This window comes from Amycolatopsis nalaikhensis (genome assembly GCF_030264295.1).
Classification (GTDB): domain Bacteria; phylum Actinomycetota; class Actinomycetes; order Mycobacteriales; family Pseudonocardiaceae; genus Amycolatopsis; species Amycolatopsis nalaikhensis.
This window is the reverse complement of the sequence record NZ_CP127173.1, coordinates 7,357,036-7,381,206: the sequence shown is the minus strand read 5'-3', so window position 1 is coordinate 7,381,206 and position 24,171 is coordinate 7,357,036. Positions and strand designations below refer to the sequence as shown.

Annotated in this window: 20 protein-coding genes; 7 read left to right on the top strand and 13 right to left on the bottom strand. The window is 72.9% G+C overall.

Going from position 1 to position 24,171, the window contains the following annotated elements; all coding sequences use genetic code 11:
- The first annotated feature begins 165 nt into the window (after positions 1-165).
- A complete protein-coding gene (locus QP939_RS36055) occupies positions 166-621 on the top strand; it encodes a universal stress protein (RefSeq protein WP_285450847.1) in 456 nt (151 codons plus the stop codon).
- 69 nt (positions 622-690) lie between these two features.
- On the opposite strand, the gene QP939_RS36050 is transcribed toward QP939_RS36055, so the two are convergent.
- From QP939_RS36050 to QP939_RS36030, 5 genes are all read right to left on the bottom strand, one after another.
- Positions 691-1,407 carry a hypothetical protein gene (locus QP939_RS36050; protein ID WP_285450845.1) on the bottom strand — a complete coding sequence of 239 codons (717 nt, stop codon included), beginning with the start codon at positions 1,405-1,407 and terminating at the stop codon, positions 691-693.
- Positions 1,404-1,802: a hypothetical protein gene (locus QP939_RS36045; protein ID WP_285450843.1), complete on the bottom strand. Its 399-nt coding sequence runs from the start codon at positions 1,800-1,802 to the stop codon at positions 1,404-1,406. The genes QP939_RS36050 and QP939_RS36045 overlap by 4 nt, the downstream gene beginning before the upstream one ends.
- 3 nt (positions 1,803-1,805) lie before the next feature.
- Positions 1,806-2,891, bottom strand: a complete 1,086-nt coding sequence (locus tag QP939_RS36040) for an acetate/propionate family kinase (protein ID WP_285450842.1) — start codon at positions 2,889-2,891, stop codon at positions 1,806-1,808.
- Between the two features lie 12 nt (positions 2,892-2,903).
- On the bottom strand, positions 2,904-5,528 hold the full coding sequence (locus QP939_RS36035; RefSeq protein WP_285450841.1) for a GNAT family N-acetyltransferase: 2,625 nt from the start codon (positions 5,526-5,528) through the stop codon (positions 2,904-2,906).
- Between the two features lie 343 nt (positions 5,529-5,871).
- Positions 5,872-6,510, bottom strand: a complete 639-nt coding sequence (locus tag QP939_RS36030) for a response regulator transcription factor (protein ID WP_285450839.1) — start codon at positions 6,508-6,510, stop codon at positions 5,872-5,874.
- A 228-nt stretch (positions 6,511-6,738) separates the two neighbouring features.
- Here QP939_RS36030 and QP939_RS36025 point away from each other — a divergent pair, with 228 nt between their 5' ends.
- The 4 genes from QP939_RS36025 (at position 6,739) to cydD (ending at position 13,371) form a co-directional block, all read left to right on the top strand.
- A complete protein-coding gene (locus tag QP939_RS36025) occupies positions 6,739-7,389 on the top strand; it encodes a lytic polysaccharide monooxygenase auxiliary activity family 9 protein (RefSeq protein WP_285450837.1) in 651 nt (216 codons plus the stop codon).
- Positions 7,390-7,600: 211 nt separating this feature from the next.
- Positions 7,601-9,001: a cytochrome ubiquinol oxidase subunit I gene (locus QP939_RS36020; protein WP_285450836.1), complete on the top strand. Its 1,401-nt coding sequence runs from the start codon at positions 7,601-7,603 to the stop codon at positions 8,999-9,001.
- Positions 9,002-9,016: 15 nt separating this feature from the next.
- Positions 9,017-10,036, top strand: coding sequence for a cytochrome d ubiquinol oxidase subunit II (cydB, locus tag QP939_RS36015; protein ID WP_285450835.1), 1,020 nt, complete (start codon positions 9,017-9,019; stop codon positions 10,034-10,036).
- Positions 10,033-13,371, top strand: coding sequence for a thiol reductant ABC exporter subunit CydD (cydD, locus tag QP939_RS36010; protein WP_285450833.1), 3,339 nt, complete (start codon positions 10,033-10,035; stop codon positions 13,369-13,371). The genes cydB and cydD overlap by 4 nt, the downstream gene beginning before the upstream one ends.
- A gap of 351 nt (positions 13,372-13,722) precedes the next feature.
- Here cydD and QP939_RS36005 read toward each other — a convergent pair whose 3' ends face one another.
- The 7 genes from QP939_RS36005 to QP939_RS35975 all read right to left on the bottom strand — a co-directional run bounded on the left by QP939_RS36005 (position 13,723) and on the right by QP939_RS35975 (position 21,435).
- On the bottom strand, positions 13,723-16,053 hold the full coding sequence (locus tag QP939_RS36005; RefSeq protein WP_285450831.1) for a phosphoketolase family protein: 2,331 nt from the start codon (positions 16,051-16,053) through the stop codon (positions 13,723-13,725).
- Positions 16,050-16,946 (bottom strand): universal stress protein, encoded by an 897-nt coding sequence (locus QP939_RS36000; protein WP_285450829.1) that lies wholly within the window; start codon positions 16,944-16,946, stop codon positions 16,050-16,052. The genes QP939_RS36005 and QP939_RS36000 overlap by 4 nt, the downstream gene beginning before the upstream one ends.
- Positions 16,943-17,551 (bottom strand): CBS domain-containing protein, encoded by a 609-nt coding sequence (locus QP939_RS35995; protein WP_285450827.1) that lies wholly within the window; start codon positions 17,549-17,551, stop codon positions 16,943-16,945. Before QP939_RS35995 ends, QP939_RS36000 begins: the two co-directional genes overlap by 4 nt.
- Positions 17,552-17,689: 138 nt before the next feature.
- Positions 17,690-18,601 carry a universal stress protein gene (locus tag QP939_RS35990; protein ID WP_285450826.1) on the bottom strand — a complete coding sequence of 304 codons (912 nt, stop codon included), beginning with the start codon at positions 18,599-18,601 and terminating at the stop codon, positions 17,690-17,692.
- 39 nt (positions 18,602-18,640) lie between these two features.
- On the bottom strand, positions 18,641-19,240 hold the full coding sequence (locus QP939_RS35985; protein ID WP_285450824.1) for a CBS domain-containing protein: 600 nt from the start codon (positions 19,238-19,240) through the stop codon (positions 18,641-18,643).
- 22 nt (positions 19,241-19,262) lie between these two features.
- Positions 19,263-20,069, bottom strand: coding sequence for a universal stress protein (locus QP939_RS35980; protein ID WP_285450822.1), 807 nt, complete (start codon positions 20,067-20,069; stop codon positions 19,263-19,265).
- Between the two features lie 157 nt (positions 20,070-20,226).
- On the bottom strand, positions 20,227-21,435 hold the full coding sequence (locus QP939_RS35975; protein ID WP_285450820.1) for an IS110 family RNA-guided transposase: 1,209 nt from the start codon (positions 21,433-21,435) through the stop codon (positions 20,227-20,229).
- Between the two features lie 223 nt (positions 21,436-21,658).
- On the opposite strand from QP939_RS35975, the gene QP939_RS35970 reads away from it, so the two are divergent.
- The gene (locus tag QP939_RS35970) at positions 21,659-22,693 is read left to right on the top strand and encodes an Acg family FMN-binding oxidoreductase (protein ID WP_285450818.1); all 1,035 of its coding nucleotides are present in this window, start codon (positions 21,659-21,661) and stop codon (positions 22,691-22,693) included.
- A gap of 59 nt (positions 22,694-22,752) precedes the next feature.
- Positions 22,753-23,271 (top strand): DinB family protein, encoded by a 519-nt coding sequence (locus QP939_RS35965; RefSeq protein WP_285450817.1) that lies wholly within the window; start codon positions 22,753-22,755, stop codon positions 23,269-23,271.
- A 2-nt stretch (positions 23,272-23,273) separates the two neighbouring features.
- Here the strand turns inward: QP939_RS35965 and QP939_RS35960 are convergent, their stop codons facing one another.
- The gene (locus tag QP939_RS35960; RefSeq protein ID WP_285450815.1) at positions 23,274-24,155 is read right to left on the bottom strand and encodes a universal stress protein; all 882 of its coding nucleotides are present in this window, start codon (positions 24,153-24,155) and stop codon (positions 23,274-23,276) included.
- Positions 24,156-24,171: the final 16 nt, after the last annotated feature.

The following is a 24,171-nucleotide window of genomic DNA, read 5'->3' as shown; positions in this document are numbered from 1 at the left end:
CTCTCCTCGCGCGGAGCACGGCGCTCCGCCGACCGTCATCGTGCGGCCGCCCGCGGCGGGGGCACCGGAGCACAAAGTCCCCCGGTCCGGCGGAATTCGTCCCCTACCGCCGCGCCGCGGTCCGGCCGCACGATCGGGACGCAACCGGAGGAAAGAAGGCACACCATGGATTCAGGAACCGGCCGGGTGGTCGTCGTCGGCACGGACGGCTCCCCCCGCGGCGACGCGGCCCTGCGCTGGGCCGTCGAGGTGGGCGCGCACGCCGGTGACACGGTCCGCGCGATCCTCGTCCGCCCCCGCGACACGCTGCTGCCCGGAACGTCGTTCGCCATCCAGCCGCACGGCCGCGCCCCGGAGGCGGATTACCACCTCGACGAGCACGTGGCCGGGCTGGCCCGCACCTCGAAGGCGAAGGTGGAGACGCGCACGGTCCACGGAGACCCGGCGACGGAGCTGGTCACCGCCTCGGCCGACGCGGACGTCCTGGTGCTCGGCGCCCACCGCGGCGGCGCGCTGGCGGATCTGGTGCTGGGCAGCGTCGGCCGCGAGTGCGTCCGGTTTTCCCGCTGCCCGGTCGTGGTCATCACGCCGGAAGCCGCACACCGCTTCGCACCCGCTTGAGGCCCACTCGGAAAGGGAAGGCGGGAATCCCGGCCGAAGACCGGGGTTCCCGCCTTTCACCGTAGGGAGTCACCGCTTGGCGGGCGCGAGCCCGACGACGAGCAATCCCTGCGGAATCCCGGGCAGCAGCGACTCTTCGACGTACCGGGCGCGCTCCGCGGGTGCCTGCGCGGGCAGGGCGAAACGCCGCGAACCGAACCCGCGGACCGCCGTCGCCAGGCGGGTCGCGTGCAGCGCGGCTCCGGCCAGGACTTGGTGCCGCCTGGTGTCGGCGGGCGTGGTCACCAGCAGCGATGACTGCCCGGCCAAGTCGGCGCCCAGCCTGCGGAGCGTCGGGGCCCACTCCGGCCGGACGATGCGGACCGCCGTGTCCGGCCAGAAGTCGTCCGCCGCCACCGCGCGCAGCACCGCGAGGCTTACCGGGCGCAGCGGTGCGTTCGACGGCGGCTCGGCCACCTTGCGCAGAGCGACGTAGCGCGCCCACTCCGCGCTCGTCGGCGTCCGCGCCGGCCCGGCGTGGACCGCGGCCGCGACGGTGGCCGGGAACGTCACCACCGGGTCGCGGCCCAGCACCCGCAGGACCGTCCAGACCGTCGACAGCGCCGCGCCGCAGTCGAGCAGCGCCGCCGTTCCGGCGCGGTCGCGGCCGCCGCCGGGTGACTGTGCCGTCAGCAGCACCTCGTCCGGCCTCACCTCCGCGACGCACCGGTTCGGGCCCAGCCGCACCAGCGCGTCGCCGAGAACGGCGCGGGACGAGGAGTCCCACCGGAAGCCGGGTGCGGTCATCCGGTGGTGACCGGGATGCCGAGGTGTCTCGCCGCGGCGCGGCAGGTGGCGAGCAGGCCGTCGACGTCGATCACGGTGACGCGGTTCTCCAGGCCCGGCGGCACTTCCGCGCGGACCGCCGGATCCGGCGAGACCAGCGCGACCGGCACGTTGTCGCGGACCGCGCAGACGACGCCGTACTCGCGGGCGGTCAGTTCGCCGCCCTGGCCACGGACATCGACGACCAAGTCGGGCTGGGCGAACGGCTCATCGAGCGGGCAGCGGCCGCCCACCGCGAGCGCCCGGCACAGCCCGGCCCGGCTGTGACAGCGGCTGACCAGGCAACCGGCGTCACGCAGAGGCTGGACGAGGAAATCGGCGTCCCCGAAGGACGATTCAGTCAGCAGCACGTGCATGGTTCACCTCGCGAACACTCGGGCGAGCGCCTCTTCGGCGCCGCGGGCCAGCTCCAGGTCTTCCCGGGGCAGCACGATCAAGGCGGGCACCGGTGAGCCCGCCGCGGTGACGATCCGATCGACTTCGGTGTGTGGAACGTCCCCGGCACGCACACCGAGCACGCCCAGCCCCTCGATCACCGACGTGATCACCTCCGGCTGATGCTCGGCGACACCGCCGGTGAACACGACCGCGTCCAGCCGCGACAGGCTCGTCGCGGCCGCACCGATCTCCCGCCGGAGCCGGTGCCGGTAGACATCCAGAGCCACCGAGGCGTCCGGTTCGCCGCGCGCGGCCGCGGCCAGCACCCGCCGCAGATCACCGTTGGTCCCGCTCATCCCGGCCAGCCCCGACCGGTGGAACAGCGCGTCGGACATCTCCGCCGGGCTCATCGGCACCGTCTGCATCACGTGCAGCAGCAGCCCCGGATCCACCGAACCCGACCGCGTCGCCATCATGGCGCCTTCGAGCGGGGTGAATCCCATGCTGGTGTCGACGCCGTGACCGTCGCGGATCGCCGTCACCGACACCCCGGCACCCACGTGAGCGCAGACGAGCTGCAGCTCTTCGGGTGCCCGGCCCAGCAGCTCACCGGTACGGCGCAACGCGTACTGGCACGACAGGCCGTGGAAACCGTAGCGGCGCAAGCGGTTCTGCGCCGTCCACGCCCGCGGCAACGGATACCGGGCCGCAGCTTCGGGCATCCGCGCGTGGAACGCCGTGTCGAAGCAGGCCACCACGGGGACGTCCGGCAGCAGACGGCGGACCTCGCGGGTCACCGCCAGCGACAGCGGCTGGTGGTTGGGCGCCAGCGAAGTGAGCCGTTCCAGGTTCGCGAGCAAGGCGTCGTCGACCCGGGCCGGGGCCTTCTGCGAGCCGCCGTGGACGAACCGGACGGCGACGGCGTCCACATCGGACCAGCGGCGGATCGCCTGGCCCACCACGGCCGGGTCGGTCAGGTCCCAGGCGGCCCAGCCGACCGCGGTGCCGTCGTCGACCAGCGACACCTTCATGCTCGACGAGCCCGGGTTCAGGGTCAGCACACGCACGGCAAAGCTCCTTCAGTCTCGCAGGTGACGCAGGAACGGGTCGGCGGCCGCGGGCCGCTCCAGCCGGGCGCGGACGTCGAGCGCCACGCAGCCGTCCGCGCGCACGCGCAGCGGGTTGAGGTCGAGTTCGGCCAGCTCAGGCACCAGCTCGGCCAGGCGGCTCACCTTCAGCAGGACTTCGCGGACGGCCGCGCGATCCAGCCCGGACGCCCAGAGCGCCTTCGACGCGCGCAACCCGTCCAGGAGCAGATCCGCGTCCGCGCCGGTCAGCGGGGCCAACCGGGCGGCGTGGTCGGCGATCAGGTCGGTGTCGACCCCGCCGAGACCGAACACCACCAACGGCCCGAACACCGGATCCGACCGCACCCCCACCAGCAGCTCCCGGCCAGGCTCGGCCATCGGCTGCACCGTCACCCCACGCAGCGCCGAGCCGAAGCGGGCCCGCAACGTCCGGAACGCCTCGAGGATCCGGTCCGCACCGTGGACATCCAGCAGGACACCGCCACCGGCGGTCTTGTGCAGCAGCCCATCGGCGTCCGCCTTGAGCACGACGGGAGAGCCGAGGTCGGTGGCCGCGGCGGCCATCGAGTCATCCGCCGTGACGTAGTGGGTCTCCACCATCGGGACGTCGGCCAAGCGCAGCAACTCGACGGCGTCAGCGGGCGAGAGCCAGCCTTCACGCCCGGCGGCGAACGCGCGCAGGGCGTCCGGATCTTCCAGTGGTGGCGAGGAATTCTCGGTTTCGGGCCGGTTGAGCCACCGCGCGTAGCGGACGAGCCTGGCGAGCACGGCGGCCGCCGCAGCGGGGTCGTCGTAGCAGGCGGTCACGCCACCGGGGACGAGCGGCGTGACGCGGGCCCGCTGCCCCGGCCGGACGGCGAAGACCGTCTTGTACTCGGGCGGCAGCACTTCGGCGAGCGAAGAGCCGGGGTCGCCGCACGCGGTCGGCACGGTCACCGCGATGACCGCGTCGACGCCGTCGTCGTCGAGGACCGCACGCAACGCTTCGGCGAACACCTCCGGCGCGACGGCCGCGGTCGTGTCGACCGGGTTCCGCACGGCGGCTTCGGCCGGGAGCGCCTTCGCGAGCCGCTCCCGGGTGTGGCCGGACAGCTCGGCCATGACCAGGCCTTCGCGCTCGCACGCGTCGGCGGCGAGCACCCCGGCTCCCCCGGCGTTGCTCACGACGGCCACCCGCGGCCCGCCGGGCAGCAGCTGCCAGGACAGGCCCGCGATGACGTCGACCAGCTCGGCGACGGTGTCGACGGCGATCACTCCGGCCTGCTCGAACAACGCGTCGCGCGTGACGGCGGGCGTCGCGGCCGCGGCGGTGTGCGACGCCGCCGCGCGCTGCGCGGTGTCACCACTGCCGGACCGGACGGCGAGCACCGGCCGCGTCCGGGCGAGCTGCCGGGCCAGGCGGCCGAACTTGCGCGGGTTGCCGAACGACTCGAGGTAGAGCACGGCCAGTTCCGTGTGCGGGTCGGCGGCCCACCACATCAGCAGGTCGTTGCCGCTGACGTCGTACTTGTCACCGGTCGAGACCAGCGTCGACAGGCCGAGGCCGAGGTCGCCGAGGGATTCGGCGAGCGCGATGCCGACGCCGCCGGACTGGGTGACGACGCCGACGGCGCCGGGCCGTACGGGCGCGCCGAGGAACGTCACGTTCACCGGGCAGGCGGGATCGGTCGAGACGACGCCGAGGCAGTTCGGCCCGACCAGGCGCAGGCCGTACTCGCGCACCGCCGCGCGCACCCGGTCGCCGGCTTCGGTCCCGGTGAGGCCCGACGAGATCACGACCACCGCGCGGACCCCGCGTTTCCCGCACGCTTCGACCGCCTCGGCGGCGGCGGGCGCGGGCAGGCAGACCACGGCGAGCTCGGGCGTGCGGCTCAGCTCCGCGACGGACGGCGCGCACGGCACGCCGAGGATCGCGCGGGCCCGCGGGTGCACCACCTCGACCGGGCCGCGGTAGCCGCAGGTGACCAGGTTGGCCAAGACGGCGTGGCCGACCGAGCCGGGTTGCCGTCCGGCCCCGATCACGGCGACCGAGGACGGCCTGAGCAGGTGCGCGAGGCTGGCCGCGTCGGCGGCCGCGTCGCGCTCGAGCACGGCGTCGAGGTAGGCGGTGTCCTGCTCGAGGTCCATCACGATGTCGCGTTCGGGGCCGCCGAGCCCGGGGTCGAACCGCAGGCCGAGGTCCCGGAAGACGTGGATCACCTTGGCGTTCTCGGCCAGCACTTCGGCGATGAACCGCTTCAGGCCCGTCGCGCGGGCGTGCGAGACCAGGTGTTCCATCAGCAGGGTCGCGACGCCCTGGGTGCGCACGGCCGCGTCCACGACGAGCGCCACTTCGGCGTCGGTGGAGCCGTCCAGCACCTCGTAGTTGGCGACGCCGATGAGCGCTCCGCGCAGGTAGCAGCCCACGGCGTAGTGGCCGGGCCCGGGTTCGGCGGCGATCTCGGCGGCCAGCTTGGCCAGGCCGGACGGCGCGCCGAAGAACCGGAAGTAGGTGTCCCGCCGGTCGAGCCGGGTGTGCAGGGCGAGCACCTCGGCGGTGTCGGCCGGGCGCAGCGGGCGCACGAGCACCACGTCGCCGCCGGAGAGCAGGGCCCGGGAGCCCGCCTCGACGCTCATCGCTTTCTCCTCACGGCATGCGGGTGGGCGCGGCCGACCAAGGGGCCGCGCCCACCGCGGGGCGGCCACCCGGTTCGCGGTGACCTGGCTCTTCGACGGCCGGTCACGGGGCTGTCCGTCCTCAGTGGACTTGGTCGCGCGACCTCGGGTGGCACCGCACAAGCAGACCGCGAGGGAGGGGGTGGGCGAACCGGCCGGACTGCCCGAACCCGGAGGACTTTGGTCACTGGCGCCGGGCGGGCACGAGTGTGGGCCGGCGCGCTGAGGGGGAGGGAGCGCGCCGGCCCACGGGCATGACGCTAGCGGAGTGCCGTCCGGTTCGCCGATCGGAGCCGGACGGCGCCTAGTGGGCCTGGTTGCGCAGCTCGGTCGCCAGGACGGCGGCTTGGGTGCGGCGTTCCAGGCCGAGCTTGGTCAGCAGCCGGGAGACGTAGTTCTTGACCGTCTTCTCGGCCAGGAACATGCGTTCGGAGATCTGCCGGTTGGTCAGGCCCTCCCCGATCAGTTCCAGCAGCTTGCGCTCTTGGTCCGACAGGTCCGCGAGCGGGCCTTTCTTGGCCTGGCTGTCGCGCAATTTCGCCATCAGGGCGGCGGCCGCGTGGGCGTCCAGCAGCGACTTTCCCGCGCCGACGTCCCGGACCGCCGACACCAGGTCCATGCCCTTGATGTCCTTGATGACGAATCCGCTCGCCCCGGCCATCACCGCGTCGAGCATGGCCTGCTCGTCGGTGTAGGAGGTCAGCATCAGGCACTTCAGCTCCGGCAGCTTCGACCGGAGTTCGCGGGCCAGCTCGATGCCGTTGCCGTCCGGCAGCCGCACGTCCAGCACCGCGACGTCCGGGTTCAACGCCGGAATCCGCGCCAGCGCCTGCGAGACGCTGCTCGCCTGCCCGACCACCGTGAGGTGCTCGTCCTCGTCCAGCAAATCGGCGACACCACGACGGACCACCTCGTGGTCATCGACGAGGAACACGCGCAGCATCCTGACCTCCTGAAACCGGTTCGACGGAGATCAGCCTACGGCCACCGGGCCGCGCGCGGCGATGACCAAAGTCCCCGGTTCCGCGCCACAGGTCCCGCCGCGCCGGAGAACAGATCACCGTCATCCTGTCCGGTTTGTTGAAGTTTCGCCGGATCGCGGATACGCTGTCGCACACGCTGGGAGCGCTCCCAATGGTCACCACCACTCATCACGAATGGAGGCCCATTCATGCGTACACGGACCACCTCCCGACGGCGGAGGGTCCTCATCGCCCTCGTCGCCGCGCTGGCCGGGATGTTCCTCTGGGTGCCGGCGGCATCCGCGCACGGCACCATCGTCAGCCCCGCCACCCGCGCCTACCAGTGCTGGCAGGACTGGGGCAGCCAGCACACGAACCCGGCCATGCAGCAGCAGGACCCGATGTGCTGGCAGGCCTTCCAGGCCAACGCCGACACCATGTGGAACTGGATGAGCGCCCTGCGGGACGGGCTCGGCGGCAACTTCCAGGGCTCGACCCCCGACGGCCAGCTCTGCAGCAACGCGCTGGCCCGCAACAACTCCCTGAACACCCCCGGCCCGTGGAAGGAGACCAGCCTCGGCAGCACCTTCTCGATGCACCTGTATGACCAGGCCAGCCACGGTGCCGACTACTTCCGGGTCTACGTCAGCAAGAACGGGTTCGACCCGGCCACCCAGCGCCTCGGCTGGGGCAACCTGGACTTCATCACCCAGACCGGCCGGTACGCCCCGGCCAAGGACATCACGTTCACGGTCCAGACGTCCGGCGCCTACCGGGGCCACCACGTCGTGTTCACCATCTGGCAGGCCTCCCACCTGGACCAGACGTACATGTGGTGCAGTGACGTGAACTTCGGTTAGCGGAGAGAGCGGGCTGAAGGGGACGTTCAGCGCATGTGATGCGCTGAACGTCCCCTTCACCGCATTACATGCGGGGAAAGTCCCCTTCAGCCCGCCGGGCCACCCGGGGCACTGTGGCCGTCGCGGAAGTGACCAAGGACCCTCTCGCCGGTGGCCCGCCCCACCGGATGCTGGCGCGGTCACCTTCGTCCGCGCGAGCAGGAGAAACCGGATGAGCGCCCTGGACCTCGCCCGATGGCAGTTCGGGATCACCACCGTCTACCACTTCCTCTTCGTCCCCTTGACCATCGGGCTGTCGTTCCTGGTCGCCGGGATGCAGACGGCGTGGGTCCGCACCGGGAACGACCGCTACCGCCGGATGACGAAGTTCTGGGGGAAGCTGTTCCTCATCAACTTCGCCATGGGCGTGGCGACCGGCATCGTGCAGGAGTTCCAGTTCGGGATGAACTGGTCGGACTACAGCACCTTCGTCGGCGACATCTTCGGCGCGCCACTGGCCATCGAAGGCCTGCTCGCGTTCTTCCTCGAGTCGACCTTCCTCGGCCTGTGGATCTTCGGCTGGGACAAGCTGCCGAAGAAGCTGCACCTGGCCACCATCTGGCTCGCCTCGATCGGCACGGTCCTCTCGGCGTACTTCATCCTCGCCGCCAACTCCTGGATGCAGCACCCGGTCGGCTACGCGGTCAACCCCGCCACCGGCCGCGCGGAGCTGAAGGACTTCGGCGCCGTGCTCACCAACTCCACCGCGGTCGGCGCCTTCGCCCACACGATCACCGCGTGCTTCCTCACCGGCGGCATGTTCGTCGTCGGGATCAGCGCCTGGCAGCTGAAGAAGAACCGCGACGCCGACGTCTTCCGCCCGTCGATGAAGCTCGCCCTGGTCACCGTGCTCATCGCCAGCCTCGGCGTCATCGTCACCGGTGACCTGCAGGCGCGGCTGATGACCGAGCAGCAGCCGATGAAGATGGCCGCCGCCGAGGCGCTCTACGACACCGTCGCGCCCGCGTCGTTCTCGCTGTTCACCATCGGCTCGCTCGACGGGTCGCAGGAGAAGTTCAGCATCCGCGTGCCCGGGGTGCTCTCGTTCATGGCCACCGGCAGTTTCGACGGCCGGGTCGAGGGCATCAACGACCTCCAGGCGGCCGAACAACAGCAGTACGGTCCCGGCGAGTACCGGCCCGACATCCCGGTCAGCTACTGGACGTTCCGCCTGATGATCGGCTTCGGCTTCTTCTGCCTGCTGATCTCCTTGGTCGGCCTGTGGCTGTTCCGCCGCGGCCGCACGCCGGGCGTCCGCTGGTTCTTCCCCGTCGCGACCGCCGGGCTCGCCCTGCCGTTCCTCGGCAACAGCGTCGGCTGGATCTTCACCGAGATGGGCCGCCAGCCGTGGTCGGTGTTCGGCGTGCTGCAGACGGCCGATTCGGTGTCGCCCACGGTGTCCGCCGGGACTGTGCTGACCTCGCTGATCGTGTTCACCGTGCTCTACGGCGTGCTCGCGGTCATCGACGGCGTCCTGATGGTGCGTTACGCCAAGGCCGGGCCGCCACCGCCCGAGGCACCGCGCGAAGAGACCGATTCCGACGAGCCGCGCCCCGCGGCCTTCGCCTACTGACGCCGGAGACCCGCCATGGCCCTCACCGACATCTGGTTCCTGCTCATCGCGGTCCTCTGGACCGGTTACTTCGTCCTCGAAGGCTTCGACTTCGGCGTCGGCACGCTGCTGCGCATCCTCGGCCACGACGACACCGACCGCCGGGTCCTGATCAACACGATCGGCCCGGTCTGGGACGGCAACGAAGTCTGGCTGCTGGTCGCCGGCGGCGCGACGTTCGCGGCGTTCCCGCTCTGGTACTCGAGCCTGTTCTCCGGCTTCTACCTGGCCTTGCTGCTGGTGCTCGTCGCGTTGATCCTGCGCGGCGTCGCGTTCGAGTTCCGCGGCAAGATCGACAGCCCGCGCTGGCGGAACGCCTGGGACTGGGTCATCGTCGGCGGTTCCGCCGCGCCCGCCCTGCTGTGGGGCGTGGCGTTCGGCAACATCGTCCACGGCGTCCCGCTCGACGCCCAGCACCACTTCACGGGCTCGTTCTTCACGCTCCTCAACCCGTACGCGCTGCTCGGCGGGCTGGCCACGCTCAGCCTCTTCTCCTTCCACGGCGCGGTGTTCCTCGCCTTGAAGACGACCGACGCGCTGCGCGACCGGGCTCGGGCGATCAGTCGCGCGCTCGGCGGCGCGGCCATCGTGGTCGGCGGCGGCTTCCTCGCCTACACCGCGGTCGAGCACGGTGGCTGGGCGTGGCTGTCGTCGGCCGTCGCCGCGGTGCTGCTGGCCGCGGCGGTGCTGTTCGCCGCGGGTGAGCGCGACGGGTTCGCCTTCGCGAGCACCGCCGGCGCGATCATCGCGGTCACCTTCACGCTGTTCTGGTCGCTGTACCCGGACGTGCTGCCCTCGACGACCGACCCGGCGTTCAGCCTGACCACGACGAACGCCTCCTCGACGCCGTACACGCTGCAGATCATGACCTGGGTCGCGGTCGCGTTCACCCCGATCGTGCTCGCCTACCAGGCCTGGACGTACTGGGTGTTCCGCAAGCGGATCAGCCGCGCGTCGATCCCCGCCGGCGGCGGTCTGCCCGCGGCCCGCCGGTGAAGCCGCTCGACCCGCGGCTGCTGCGCCACGCGAGCGCGGTCCGGCCGTTCGTGCTGGCCTGCGCCGCGCTGGGCGTGCTCACCGCGATGCTGGTGCTCGCCCAGGCGGAGCTGCTGGCGAAGACGGTCACCTGGGCGTTCCTCGACGGCTTCGGCCTCCGGGCCCTGCTGGTGCCGCTCGCGCTGCTCCTGCTGGTGGTCGTCGCGCGGGCCGGGATCACGTGGCTTTCGGAGACGACCGCCCACCGCGCCGCCGCGCGGGCGCTGTCGCAGCTGCGGGAGACCGTGATCGCGGCCGCGCTGCGCCTCGGGCCGCGGCGGGCGGACCGCTCGCCCGCGGAGATCGCCGGGCTGGCCACGCACGGCGTCGACCGGCTCGAGGGCTACTTCTCGCGGTACCTGCCGCAGCTGCTGATCGCCGCCGTGGTGCCGCTGGTGGTCGGGGTGCGGATCCTCGTCTCCGACTGGGTCGCGGCCCTGGTCGTCGGCCTCACGGTGCCGCTCATCCCGCTCTTCATGATCCTCATCGGGCTCTACACCCAGCGCGACGTCCGGCGGCAGTGGAAGACCCTGTCCGTGCTGGGCGACCACTTCCTCGACCTGGTCGCCGGGCTGGCCGAGCTGACGGCGTTCGGCCGGGCCCGGGCGCAGCTGCGCTCGCTGCGGGAGATCACCGGGCAGTACCGCGCGCACACCTTGCGCACCCTGCGCGTCGCGTTCCTGTCGGCCCTCGCGCTCGAGCTGCTCGCGACGCTGTCGGTCGCGCTCGTCGCCGTGTCGATCGGGCTCCGCCTGCTCGCCGGCGAGCTCGACCTGCACACGGCGCTGGTCGTGCTGATCCTCGCACCCGAGGTCTACCTGCCGCTGCGCGCGGTCGGCGCGCGCTTCCACGACAGCGCCGAGGGGCTGGCCGCGGCCGAAGAAATCCTCGCGCTCGCCGAGACGCCGTCCGGCGACCACGGCACGGGCACGGTCCCCGACCTCACGCGCACGGCGTTGCGCTGCGAAGACGTGACGGTCGAGGGCCGCTCCGGGCCGATCCTCGACGGCTTCACCCTGCGCCTCCCGCCCGGCGAGATCGTCGGCGTCACCGGGCCGAGCGGCGCGGGCAAGTCGACGCTGCTCGACCTGCTCCTCGGCTGGCGGCGCCCCGACGGCGGCCGCGTCATGGTGGGCGACGTCGACCTCGCCGACATCGGCCGCGCCACCTGGCACCGGCACCTGGCCTGGGTGCCGCAGCAGCCGCACCTGGTGGCCGGGACGGTGGCCGAGAACATCCGCCTGGGCTCCCCCGACGCTTCCGCGGACGCCGTGCGCGCCGCCGCCGAAGCCGCGGCCCTCGACGTCCCGCTGTCCACTGTGGTCGGTGAGCTGGGTGCCGGGCTGTCGACGGGCCAGCGCCGCCGGGTGGCGCTGGCCCGCTCGGTGCTGCTCGACCGGCCGCTGCTCCTGCTCGACGAGCCCACGGAGGGCGTCGACGCGGAGACCGAGGCGGCCATCCTCGACCGGCTTCCGGCGGTCCTGGCCGGGCGGACGGCGGTGATCGTCAGCCACCACCCCGCGGTGCTGGCCCGCTGCGACCGCGTCGTCTCGCTCGGCGGGCCGGTCGAACCCGCTGCTGTTCCGGAAGTCGCCGCACCTGCCTCGTCCTCGCCTCCTGCTCCTCAGCCTTTCGTGCCCACGGCTTCTTCCGCCACTGTGGACGGTGCGAAGTGGCGGCCGCTGCTGGCGGCGGTACGCCCGCACCGGTGGCGCCTGGCGATGGCGTGCCTGGCCGCGACGGCGGCGCTCGGCTGCGGGGTCGCGCTGACGGCGACGTCGTCGTGGCTGATCGCGAGCGCGGCCCTGCACCCGCCGGTGCTGAGCCTGATGGTGGCGATCGTGGCGGTGCGGACGTTCGGCTTGGCGAAGGGGATCCTGCGCTACGTCGAGCGGCTGTTGTCGCACGACGTCGCGTTGCGGGCGTTGGCGGACCTGCGGGTGCGGGTGTGGGCCCAGCTGGTCCGCATCGGGCCGGCGGGCACGTCCCGCCTCCGCCGCGGCGACCTCCTGCACCGCCTGGTGTCCGATGTGGACAGCCAGCAGGACGTCCTGGTCCGCGGCCTCGTCCCGGGCGTGTCGGTGGCGGCGGTGCTGACCGGAACGGCGATCACGCTCGGCGTGATCCTCCCGGGCGCCGGCTTCGCGGCGGCTCTCGGCCTGGCCGCGGCCGGTGTACTGGCCCCGGCGGTGGCGGCGATCGCGGCCCGCCGAGCGCAGCGCGAGACGGCGCGGCTGCGAGCGGAGCTGACGGCGGGCACGGTGGAGCTCCTGCAGGCGGCGGCCGACTTGATCACCCACGACGCGGCGACCCGGCGGCACAACCGGCTGCGGGAGCTGGACGCGGCGCTGACGGCGTTGCACCGCCGCTCGGCGGCGTGGCGCGGGCTCGGCGGCGGGATCGCGACGCTCGGGGTCGGGCTCACGTCGGTGGCGTGCTTGGCACTGGGCATCCTGGCGGCGGTCCCGGGCCCGGCGCTGGCGGTGCTGGCGTTGCTGCCCCTGGCGACGGCCGAGCTGGTGGCGGGCTTGCCGGAGGCGGCGCAACGGCTGCTCGGCGCGGCCGGTTCGGCACGTCGGCTCGCATCGCTGGACGCGTTGCCGGGGCCGGCGGAGGCTCGGGCGGTCGCGCCGACGGCGGCCGAGCTGGCGGCGGAGCACCTGTCGGTCCGCTGGCCGGGGGCTGTCGCCGACGCGGTCCGCGACGTCGACGTCCGGATCGGGTCCGGTTCCCGGATCGCGTTGACCGGGCGGTCCGGGGCGGGCAAGAGCACGGTGATCGCGGCGTTGATGCGGTACCTGGACCCGTCGGCGGGCCGGGTCCTGCTGGACGGCACGAACACGCTGGCGTACGACGGCGATTCGGTGCGCGAGCAGATCGCGTGGTGCGGGCCGGAGACGCACTTGTTCGACAGCACGCTGCGGGAGAACCTCCGCTTGGCCCGGCCGTCCGCTACGGATGCCGAGTTGCTGGTGGCGCTCGGTTCGGCCCAGCTGGGGGCGTGGTTCTCGCGGCTGCCGCTGGGTCTCGACACGGCGTTGGGGGCGCACGGAACGCCGGTGTCGGGCGGCGAAAGGCAGCGAATCGGGGTGGCCAGGGCGTTGCTGTCGGACCGGCCGATCCTGCTGCTGGACGAGCCGACGGCGCACTTGGACGCCCCGACGGCGGCGGCGTTGGCGGCCGACGTGCTGGCGGCGACCGAGGGGCGGTCGGCTTTGGTGGTGACGCATCGGCCCGCGGAGTTCCCGACGCTCGAGACAGTGGAGGTCGGCCGCCAGGGCGCGACCGTCGGGTGAGGTGACGGACCTTCGGGGCGGAAGCCGGTGGTTGACCATCGGCCTCCGCCCCGATTCGCACGCCGGAACCACGGATGCCTGGCAGCGAACCGCCAGGACACCGGCAACCGAAGGCCGGTCGACGCTGGTGGAGACCCACGGACCCGCGGAGTTCCCCACGCTCGAGACAGTGCAGGTCGGCCGCCAGGGCGCGGCGACCGGTCCGGGGTGTGGTGAAGGGTCCTTTCCTCGCATCACATGCGAGGAAAGGACCCTTCAGCCCGCTTCGAGGCGGGACCACCGCGAGCCCCCAGCAGGGCACAACGCAAATCGGCCACGACTCGAGGTGAGTCGTGGCCGATTCCGGTTCTCTCAAGCCTGCCAGCTCCAGTTCCGGACCTCGGGCAAGTCCTCCCCGTGCGTCCGGATCCACCGGCTGTGCCGCCCCTGGGCCTCGGTCATCTCCTGCCGCAGCACACCCGCCGTCGCCGCGAGGCCCGGTACCCGGTCGATCACGTCGATCACCAGCTGGAAGCGGTCCATGTGGTTGAGCACGAGCATGTCGAACGGTGTCGTCGTGGTCCCGTGCTCGGTGTACCCGCGCACGTGCATCCCGGCGTGGTTCGTCCGCCGGTAGGCCAGGCGGTGGATCAGCCACGGATAACCGTGGTAGGCGAAGATCACCGGGCGGTCCGGGGTGAACAACGCGTCGAACTCCCGGTCCGACAGCCCGTGCGGGTGCTCGGACTCCGGCTGCAAGCGCATCAGGTCGACGACGTTCACCACGCGGACCGCGAGCGACGGCAACGCCGCACGCAGGAGCGACGCCGCCGCCAGGACCTCCAGCGTCGGCGCGTCACCCGCGCAGGCGAGGACGACGTCCGGCTCCCGATCGGTGTGCGTGCTCGCCCACTCCCAGATGCTCACGCCACGAGCGCAGTGCAGCGCCGCCTGCTCGGCGTCCAGCCAGTTCGGCGTGTCGTTCTTGCCCGCCACCACCACGTTCACGTAATCGCGAGAACGCAGGCAGTGCGCCGAAACCTCCAGCAACGTGTTCGTGTCCGGCGGGAAATACACCCGCACGACCTCGGCGCTCTTGTTCGCCACGTGGTCGACAAACCCCGGGTCCTGGTGGGAGAACCCGTTGTGGTCCTGCCGCCACACGTGCGAGGTCAGCAGGTAGTTCAGCGATGCCACCGGCCGCCGCCACGGGATCTGCCGGTGCACCCGCAGCCACTTGATGTGCTGGTTGACCATCGAGTCCACGATGTGCACGAACGCCTCGTAGCACGAGAACAACCCGTGCCGCCCCGACAGCAGGTACCCCTCGAGCCAGCCCTGGCACAGGTGCTCCGAGAGCACCTCCAGCACCCGGCCGTCCGCCGCCAGGTGCTCGTCGACCGGCTCGATCGCGGCCTGCCACTGCTTGGCCGTCACGTCGTACACGGCGTCCAGCCGGTTGGACGCCGTCTCGTCCGGGCCGAACAGCCGGAAATTCGCCCGATCGGCGTTCAGCGCGAACACGTCCCGCAGGAACCGGCCCAGCACCCGGGTCGGCTCGGCGACCGTCGCACCCGGCGCGGGAACCGCGACGGCGTGGGCCGCCGTGTCCGGCAAAACCAGCGGGCGCAGCAGCACGCCACCGTTCGCGTGCGGGTTGGCGCCCATCCGCCGCTCCCCCGCCGGGATCATCGCCGTGACCTCGGGCACCGGGCGGCCCGCCGCGTCGAACAGCTCGGCCGGGCGGTACGACAGCAGCCAGTCCTCCAGCTGCGCCAGGTGCTCGGCGTTGTGCCGGACTTCGGCGAGCGGGACCTGGTGCGAACGCCACGTGCCCTCGACCGGCTTACCGTCCACAACGGACGGACCGGTCCAGCCTTTCGGGCTGCGCAGCACGATCATCGGACGCCTCGCGAGGTCGGCGACCGCCGAGTCCAGCGCCGCGGCCATCGCCTGGTGCATCGTCTCCGGATCGCTGCCTTCGACGTAGATCGGCGCGTAGCCGTAGCCGCGCAGCAACGCGTCCAGCTCGGCGTGCGGGATGCGCGAGAGCACCGTCGAGTTGGCGATCTTGTAGCCGTTGAGGTGCAGGATCGGCAGCACCGCCCCGTCACGGACCGGGTCGAGGAACTTGTTGGCGTGCCACGACGTCGCCAGCGGCCCGGTTTCGGCCTCGCCGTCGCCGACCACGCACGCGACCAGCAGCCCGGGGTTGTCGAACGCCGCGCCGTAGGCGTGCGCGAGCGAATACCCCAGCTCGCCGCCCTCGTGGATCGAACCCGGCACCTGCGGGGCCACATGGCTGGGAACGCCGCCGGGGAACGAGAACTGCCGGAACAACTCCGCCATCCCGGCCGCGTCCCGCGTCACCTCAGGCCACGCCTCGGTGTAGCTGCCTTCGAGCCACGTGTTGGCCAGCAACGCGGGACCACCGTGGCCAGGGCCGATGACGAGCATCGCGTTCAGGTCGTGGGCCAGGATCGCCCGGTTCAGGTGCGCGTAGACGAAGTTCAGCCCGGGCGAGGTCCCCCAGTGCCCGAGCAAGCGCGGCTTCACGTGCTCAGGCCGCAGCGGTTCGCGCAGCAGCGGGTTCGCCATCAGGTAGATCTGGCCGGCCGAGAGGTAGTTCGCGGCCCGCCAGAGCGCGTCCACCCGGGCGAGCTCGGTGCCGTCGAGCGCGGGCCGGGTCTCGACGGCGGTCACGCCGTCAGCTCCGGGCGGACCACGAGCACCGGGCACTGGGCGTGCTGGACCAGCGCCTGGCTCGTCGAGCCGAGCAGCATCCCGGTGAAGCCACCGCGGCCGCGGCTGCCCACGACGACCAGCTGCGCCTGCTCGGAGACGTCCAGCAATGCGTGCCGCGGCCGGTCGCGGACCAGCACCCGGCGGATCTCGACCTCGGGGTACTTCTCCTGCCAGCCCGCGAGGCGCTGGCTCAGCAGCCGGTCCTCGTCCCGTTCGAGGCTCTCGGGCTGGGGCAGGATCCGGGCCGTGCCGAAGGCGTCCTCGTAGGTGACGTCGTTCCAGGCGTGCACCGCGACCAGCGGCACCCCGCGCAGCGACGCCTCCTCGAACGCGACGGCGATGGCCTGCTCGCTGTTCGGGCCGCCGTCGACCCCGACGGCGACCGGCCCGGTCGCCGACGGCCGCGTGGTGCCGCGGACCACCGCGACCGGGCAGTGCGCGTGGCTGACGACCGCGGCCGCGGTGCCGCCGAGCAGCATGTCCGCGAACCCGTCGGCGCCGGTCCGGCCGACGACGAGCAGCCGGGCGTGCCGGGACTCCTCGATCAGCATCGGCACCGGCGGCTCGTTCGGCAGCTCGGTCGTGACGACCAGGTCCTCGTCGATCGACACGGCGAGGCCGCGCGCGTCGGCGACGGCGCGTTCCCCGTCGGCCTGGATCGCGTCGAACAGCGTCTGCGCGCCGATGCCCGACAGGCCACCGCCGTAGTAGAGCCCGGCGATCTGCAAGCCGTGCACGATCTTCAGCTGGAGGTGGCGCCGGGAAGCGAGCTTCGCCGCCCAGGCGACGGCGGCGGTCGAGCCCGCCGAGCCGTCCACGCCGACGGTGATCCTCGGATCGATGGCGCTCATCGTGTCTGCTCCTCACCCGCGTAGGCGGTGTCGGCGGCGACGACGCCCGGCACGGCGAGGGCCAGGAGCCGGGCGACGTGCCGGTCGGTGTCGTCGTCGAACTGGTCGGTGATGTGCGCGAAGCCGTCGTGGACGTCGACGTGCCAGCGGCCGCCCCCGCCGTAGACCTCCAGCCGGTGGCGGACGTCCCGGGCGATGTCGGTGTCTTCCCGCGCGAGCACGCGGACGACGTCGCCGCGGGTCACGATGCCGACGACGGCCGCGCCGTCGACGATCGGCATCGCGCGGATCCGGGCGTCCACCAGCGCCTGGCACAGGTCGGCGACGTCGGTGCCGGAGCTCATGGCGGTGGCGGGGCTGGTCATCAGGTCGCCGACGGTCGTGCCGGCGGCGGATTCGCGGGGCTCGTGGGTGGTGCGGGGGTCGGCCGGGACGCGGCCGCGGATCAGGTCGGCTTCGGTGACGATGCCGACCAGCTCGTCGTCGGCGTCGACGACGGGCAGGGCGGTGAAGCGGTGCGTGGACAGCAGCTCGGCGGCCTCCTTGGCGGAGGTCCACGGGTGCACGGTGAGCACCGGCGCGGTCATCAGGTCGCGTGCGCGCATCGGGGGTTTCCTGCCTTTCGGGTCGCTTTCCACGGTAGGAAGGCGACGTCCGGGGCACCGCTGGCGTCGGTCACCGGTGGCGGGGACTTACGTCCCTTCGCGCGATCGTGTCCACAGAGGACGAAAGCCCCGCCCGGGTCACGGCGCGTCCCCGGTCCGCTGCGGCCGCACGACCGCCACCGGGCACGGCGAGTGCGCGATCAGCGCCTGGCTCGTCGAGCCGAGCAGCATGCCGGTGAACCCACCGCGGCCGCGGCACCCGACCACGACCAGCTGCGCGGCCTCACCGCGCTCCAGCAACGTGCGCACCGGCCGCCCGCGGACGACCTCCAGCTCGATCGTCAGGTCCGCGTACTTCCGCTGCCACCCCACGACCTGCTCGGCGAGCTTGACCCGCTCCGCCGCCGCGATCTCCGCCGGATCCTCCCGCAACGCGTGCGGCCGCGGCACCCCGTCGGCGATGATCTCGCTCCAGGTGTGCAGCGCGACGACGTCGGTACCGCGCAGGCGGGCCTCCTCGCAGGCGAACGCGATCGCGGCTTCGCTGTCCGCGGACCCGTCGGTGCCGACCACGACCGGACCGGTGCGCGGCGGCGCGTCGTACGGGGTCCGGCCGCGGACCACCACGATCGGGCACCGCGCGTGCGCCGCCACGGCCACCGCGGTCGACCCGACGAGCAAGCCGGTGAACCCGCCCAGCCCCCGCGAACCGAGCACGACCAGCTCGGCGTGCCGCGACTCCTGGACCAGCGCGGTGACCGGGCTCCACTCGCGGGCCGCCGTGGCGATCTCCAGCCCGGGGTATTCGGCCAGCACCGCCGACTTCGCGTCGGCCAGCCACCCCGCGGCCCGCTCGGCGAGCCCGGCCCGCACCTCCTCGTGACCGCCGAACGCGACCGGCGCCTCCACCCTCGGCACGGCGTAAACCTGGACGAGCCGCAGCGGCCGCCCGCGACGGACGGCCTCCGCTCCGGCCCACACCGCGGCCTGGACCGCGGACGACGAACCGTCGACGCCCGCCACGACCGTGCCGTCGGCGAACCCGCTCATGACCGGCCACCCGGCTGTGCGCGCATGACTTTCCCTTCCTCAGAAGTCCACAATGGAGAGTCGCGGGGCCGGGGCCTCGTCCCGCAGCTCGACGCCGGCGACGCCGTACACGGTCTTCGCCAGCGCGGCCACGACCCGGCGTTCGGCCTCGTCGGTGAACACGCCGCGGATCGTCACGACGCCGCCGGTGACGGTCACCGCCCACCGGTCGCGGTGACCGGAGTAGTCGGTGAGCAGCGCGTTGAGGTGCGAAGCGATCGAGTCGTCCCGGCGCACCAGCGGGGTGAGCACGTCGCGGCGGCTGACGATGCCGACGAGCACGCCGTCGTCGTCGGCCACCGGGATGCTGCGCAGCCGGTCGCCGAGCATGCGCCGGGCGATCTCGGTGACGTCGGTGTCGAGCCCGACCGTCTGGGCCGGCGCGGTCATCGCCGTGGCCACCAGCGCGTCCGGCGGCGCGCCGGTGAGCCCGCCGCGGAGCGCGTCGGCCTCGGTGAACACGCCGAGGACGGCGTCGTCCTCGCCGACCACCGGCAGCGCCGCGACGCAGTGCTCGGTGAGCAGCACGATGGCTTCGCGGACCGGCGTGCGCGGGCCGACCCGCACCACCGGCCTGGTCATGATGTCGCGTGCCTTCACGACGGCTCCTCTCCTCGGGTGTTCAGTGCACGACCGCGACCGGGCAGGGCGCGTGCGCGAGCAGGGCGTTGCCGGTCGAGCCCAGCAGGCCGCCGGCGACCGGGCCGCGGCCGCGCGTGCCGACCACGATCAGCCGCGCGTCCGGCACCGCGTTCGCCAAGGCCCACGACGGGCTGCGGTCCCGCACCGCGTGCGCGGTGATCGCCAGGTCCGGGTACTTGCGGACCCAGCTCGCGAGGCGCGCGGTCAGGTCCGCTTGCTCGGTGCCGCCGTCGCCGGTGTGCCAGGCGTGCACGACGTGCACCGGCGCGCCGGTCGTGGCGGCCTGCTCGAGGGCGAAGCCCAGTGCGTGCTCGCTGGAGGCCGACGCGTCGAGCCCGACGACGATCGGGCCGCCCGTGGCCGGCCGGTGACCGGGCACGACCACCACCGGGCAGGCCGCCCCGGCCGCGACCCGCAGGGCGACCGAGCCGATCAGGGCACCGCGCAGGCCACCGAGGCCGTGCGAACCGAGGACGACGAGGGCCGCGTCGGCCGATTCGGCGAGCAGCAGGTCGACCGCGAGGCCGAGCCGGACCACCGTCTCGACCCGCACCCCCGGCGCCCATTCGCGGGCGACTTCGGCGGAGCGGCGGAGCCGGCGGTGGACGTGTTCGAGCAGCAGCTCGCCGTCGTCACGGGCGGCGGTGTCTTCGACGAAACAGGCGTGCAGCAGCCGCAGCGTGGTGTCGCGCAGCCGTGCTTCGTTCGCCGCCCAGCGGATCGCGGCGAACGACGCCGCCGAGGCGTCCACCCCGGCGACCACCGGGCGGGTCGCGGATACCGTCATCTCGTCCTCCTGCGGGTCTCCCGGCCAGCATCGCGCGGAACGTCGGCGCCGGTCAGGGCCCGAAGTCCCTTGTGCAGGGGACCAAATCCGCCTGTCCGCGCGGACGCGGGCCGCGAGCATGGAGCCAGCCGACCGGCGAGGAGTCTCAATGACCGTGTCAAGCAGCGGCGGCGGCTGGTGGTGAGGGATGGAACTCGCGGCGGTCGCGCAGCAGCGCCCAGATGACGTCGGCCAGGCGGCGAGCCAGGGCGATCAGGGCCTGGGTGTGCCGTTTCCCTTCGCTGCGTTTGCGCAGGTAGAAGGTTCGGGATGGGCTGTCGGGGCGTTTGATGGCCGAGAGGGCGGCCAGGTAGAAGACCCGGCGCAGGCCGCGGTGGTAGCGCTGGGGGCGGTGCAGGTTGCCGCGTATCCGCCCCGAGTCGCGGGGCACCGGGGCGAGACCGGCGTAGGCGGCCAGATGCCCGGGGCTGCGGAACGCCGTTTGCAGGTCGCCGCCGGTCCCGGCGAGCTGCTGGGCCCCGAGGATCGGGCCGAACCCGTCGAGGCTGGTGATGGGCCCGGCGTCGGGGTGTCCGGCGAACCGGTCGGCGAGCTGCTTGTCCAGGTCCTTGATCTCCCGGTCGGAGTCCAGCAGCTGCCGGGCCAGCCGCGCGATCAACGGTGCGGTCACCGCTTCCCCCGGCAAGGCCACGGTTTGCTCCGCCGCGGCCGCCAGGGCCTTGTCCACCATGGACGGAATACCTGGGGCCCAGGCACCATGCTCTGCCAGATGGGCCGACAGGCCGGCCGCATCCGCCTCGCGGATGCCGTCCGGGGTCTGGAACCCGGTCAGCAGCACCAGCGCCGAGCGGGTCGAGTAGTCGAACGCCCGCTCCAGCGCGGGAAAAATCGATGCGAGCAGCTCACGGATCCGGTTGACTCCGCGCACCCAGTCGGCCATCAGGTCCTCGCGGCGCGCGGTGAGCACCTGCAGATCGGTCACGACTTCGTCCGGGTCGGGCACTGGGGTCAGATCACCGCGCAGCCGGGCGGTTTCGGCGATCGTGCGGGAGTCCTTGGCGTCGGTTTTGCCTTCACCGGCGAACGCGCCGGCCATCCGGTTGACCAGCCGGCCCGGCACATACAGCACCGGCTGCCCGGTCGCGCGCAGCAACGCGATCAACAGCCCGGCGGGGCCGGAGGTCATGTCCACCGCCCACACCACCTCCGCGGCTTTCGCGGTGGTCCGGGCGATCAACTGCTCGATCGCGGCCTGACCGTTGGCCACCTTCCGCGAGAACACGGTCTTGCCGGACTGATCCACCGCACAGGCGTGATGGAACCTCTTGCCGACATCGATACCGACCCACACCTTGCCTGCGGCCACCCAGCCTGCCTCCTGTCTTCGCAGCTCAACCCCGTGGACGAACCCGCCGGCATCTCCATAAACAGCGACCAAACGCAGATCTCAATCAGCGGCCAGGACGTCCAGAACGACAGGGCAGCCACTCCTCGCAAGCCACCCACGGCAAGAAACCATCAGCCACACCCCATCGCCCCGGGCATCCAGAACATCCCGTCCTGAACACCAACAATCTTATGGAGGAACCATGAAGCACCCGACGCCCGACGCGGACACCGTGCGGGCCGCCGTCGCGCTCGCCGTGCGCGCCCCGTCCGTGCACAACTCCCAGCCGTGGCGGTGGCACGTCGACGGCCGCACCGCGGAGCTGCGCGCGGACCTGCGCCGTCGCCTGCCGCACACCGATCCTGACGGCCGTGACCTGCTGGTGAGCTGCGGCTGCGCCCTGCACCACTTCGCGGTCGCCACCGCGGCGATGGGGTGGGCCGCCCGGATCGAGCGGCTGCCCGACGCGGGTGAGCCCGGCCTGCTCGCCCGGATCGCCCTGGTCCCGCACGAGCCCCGCGACCGCGACATCGCCCTGGCTGCGGCGATCCCCCGCCGCCGCTCGGACCGCCGCCGGTTCGCCGGACGGCCGTTGCTCGCCCGCGACGCGGACCGCTTGCGGCGCGCAGCAGCCGACCACGGTGCGGTGCTGCGGGTCGTGGACGACGCGCCGAGGCGGTCGGCACTCACGGGCGCGGCCGCGGCGGCGGCCGGGCTGCACCACGCGGACCCGGGCTACGAGGTGGAGCTGGCGGCGTGGAGCGGCCGCGGCTACGCACCCGACGGCGTGCCCGCGCGGAACGCGGTCCTCGCCACGGTGGGACGGCACGAGTTGCGGGTCCGCGAGTTCGCCGGGGCGCGCCTGGCCGACACCGCGGGTCCGGACGGCGCGGCGCTCACGGTGCTGGCCACCACCGGCGACGACCGGCTCAGCAGGCTGCGAGCCGGGGAGGCCGTGGGTGCGGTGCTGCTGGCCGCGACGCGGCTGAACCTGGCGTCGTGCGTGTACACGGAGCCGCTGGAGTTGACGAGCACGCGGGCCCTCGTCCGCGACTGCGTACTGGGCGGTGGGCTCGAGCCGCAGGTCGTCGTGCGCGTCGGTTATCCGCCGGAGGGTGCGGCCCCGCTCCCGGCGACACCGCGCCGCCCGCTCGGCGAGGTCCTGTGGCCACTCCCCCACGCGTACGGTGCGAGCCTGCCCATCCCGGTTCAGCTGCGCGGGTACCGGCCCTCGTAGCGGCCACCCGCACTCCGCGGGCACTGGCCTTCGCAGCCGGGAGGGCGGAGACTGCATTCGTGGACAAGACAGCCGTTCACGACGAGTTCGAGCAGGCCCGCCGGACCTTCCACCAGCTCCTCGACGGGGCGAGCGGGCCCGACCTGCGGCGGGCGAGCGCGGGGACGCGGTGGACCAACCGCCAGCTGTTGTTCCACATGCTGCTCGGCTACCTGATCATCCGCGCGCTGCTGGGGCTGGTGCGGCTGTTCGACCGCCTGCCCGACGGGGTGTCGCGGCGTTACGCTCAGCTGCTGAACGCCGGGACGGTCCCCTTCGACGCGGTCAACTTCGCCGGGTCCTGGCTGGGCGGCACGGTGCTGCCCCGCCGGTGGATGCTGGCGCTGTTCGACCGGACCGTCGCCGCCCTGCACGGGCGGCTGGACCGCGAAACCGACGAGAACCTGGCCAGGGGCATGCACTACCCGACCCGCTGGGACCCTTTCTTCCGGGACTACATGACCCTGGCCGACGTCTACCGGTTCCCCACGCAGCACTTCGACTTCCACCGGCGCCAGCTGACGCTGTCCGGGGAGTAGGTTCAGACGTTTTCGGTGCGGACGACCAGCACCGGGCACCCCGCGTGGTGCAGCAGGGCCTGGCTGGTCGAGCCCAGCACGAGCCCGGCGAACCCGCCGCGGCCCCGGCTCCCCACCACGACCAGCCGCGCGTCGCGGCTCGCGCTCAACAGCCGGTGCCGCGGCTTGTCGTGCTCGACCCGCCGCTCCACCACGACCTCCGGGTACTTCTCCTGCCACCCGGCCAGCCGCTGCGCCAGCAACCGCCGCCCCGACTCCTGGACCGGCTCGCCCTGGAACGCCACGTTCCCGTCGCTGAACAGACCCGCGGTGTCGCCGTCGTGCCACGCATACAGCGCGACGAGCCGGGCATTGTGCAGTGAAGCCTCCTCGAAGGCCCACGCGATCGCCGCCTCGCTGAGCGGGCTCCCGTCGACCCCCACGACGACCGGTCCGTCGACGTTCTCGTTCCCGCGCACCACGACGACCGGGCAATGCGCCTTCGCGGCGAGGTCGACGTCGGGCGAGCCGCTGAACAATCCCGCGATCGCCCCGACCGGCTCACCGGTCACCAGCAACCGCGCACGCTCGGAAACCTCCAGCAGAGCCGGGATCGGGCCACGATCACTGGCCTCGGTCGCGATCTCCAGCCCGGGCACGGCGGCCTCCAACGCCGCCCGCGTCCGGCGCAGCACCTCGTCGGTTTCGGCTTCCCTGATCGTCAACCAGTCCGACGGCGCGTACATCCGGCCACCCACCCCGGCGTCTTCGTAGCCGTACGCGGAGAAGACCAGCAGCGGCGCACGCCGCCGGGCCGCCTCGCCGGCCGCCCACAGCGCGGCGGCCTCAGCCAGGTCCGAGCCGTCGACCGCGACCACGATCGGCGGATTTCCGGTTGCGCTCATGACGTTTCCCTCCGGG